The organism is Boseongicola aestuarii, from assembly GCF_900184815.1.
GTDB lineage: Bacteria > Pseudomonadota > Alphaproteobacteria > Rhodobacterales > Rhodobacteraceae > Boseongicola > Boseongicola aestuarii.
In genome coordinates, this window is sequence record NZ_FXXQ01000062.1 from 1 (window position 1) to 1,022 (window position 1,022).

The 1,022-nt window shown below is 57.6% G+C and carries 1 protein-coding gene; it reads right to left on the reverse strand.

The window, feature by feature from the left end; all coding sequences use genetic code 11:
* Positions 1–25: 25 nt before the first annotated feature.
* Complete coding sequence (locus BOA8489_RS20040) at positions 26–985, reverse strand: NAD(P)-dependent alcohol dehydrogenase (RefSeq protein WP_093976067.1); 960 nt, start codon at positions 983–985, stop codon at positions 26–28.
* Positions 986–1,022 lie beyond the last annotated feature (37 nt).

The window sequence follows — 1,022 nt, forward strand, 5'->3', positions numbered from 1 at the left end:
CTGCTCCGAGCCCCAGGTCCCCCCTCTATTCCAGACCTGGCTTGATGACTAGCTTGCCCAGAACGTCACCCCGACCGGTTCGGTCCAAGGCCTCCGGAACAGACGAAAGGGGAAGCACAGCTTCCAGATGTGGAGTGATCCGGCCTTCCACCGCCAATTCGGCGACGCGATTCGTCAAGGCTTCGCCGGAGGGCACCAACAACATGCCAATCGAGCGATTTCTCGAAAGAAGCTTTCCTCCGATGACGATGGACAGAAGTGACGGCACGCCGCCACCAAGCGCCTTATAGGTCCCACCTTCAGCAAGCGCCCGGGACAATTCGCGTGGTCCCCGCGTCGCGACCATGTCGAGTATTCTGTCCCACTTTGCGCCGGTCTCGGTGAAATCCACCTTGCTATAATCGATTACGTCGTCCGCCCCTAGAGTGATCAGCCATTCAAACTTCTTGGAGTTGTCCACGGCGGTCACATGTGCCCCTGCCGTCTTGGCCAGTTGCAGTGCCATGGTGCCCGATCCGCCTCCGGCACCATTAATCAGAAGCCGGTCGCCTTGAGAAAGACCCTCTGTTCCAGCGACGGCAATACCTCCTGCCTGAGGAAGGCACGCGGCGACTTCATCGGATAACGCATCGGGGACCGCTACAGTTTCCTTCGCGGGCACGCAGACATATTCTGCAAACCCCCCAAGTGAAAAGACATAATCCCCCATGACACGCTGTCCGATATCGAAGCCGGACACGCCTTCGCCCAACTTGTCGATAAGGCCCACGATATCCGATCCCAAAACCGGCTTTTTGGGCCTGAACAAGCCGGCGACTGTGCGCACCCAAAGAGGCGAGCCAGTCAGGTGCTCCCAATCGGACAGGTTCACAGCACAAGCTAGGACCTTAACCCGAATTTGTCCTTTGGCGGGTTCGGGCACATCAATATCTGTTAAACGCAGCACTTCGGGGCCGCCATAACTGTCATAGATAACAGCCCTCATGGTCTACTCCCTATTCCCAACTCCAGAATTACCCGCG

Coding starts and splice junctions, on each gene's coding strand:
- BOA8489_RS20040 (WP_093976067.1), bottom strand. CDS start 985: ATGAGGGCTGTTATCTATGACAGTTATGGCGGCCCCGAAGTGCTGCGT.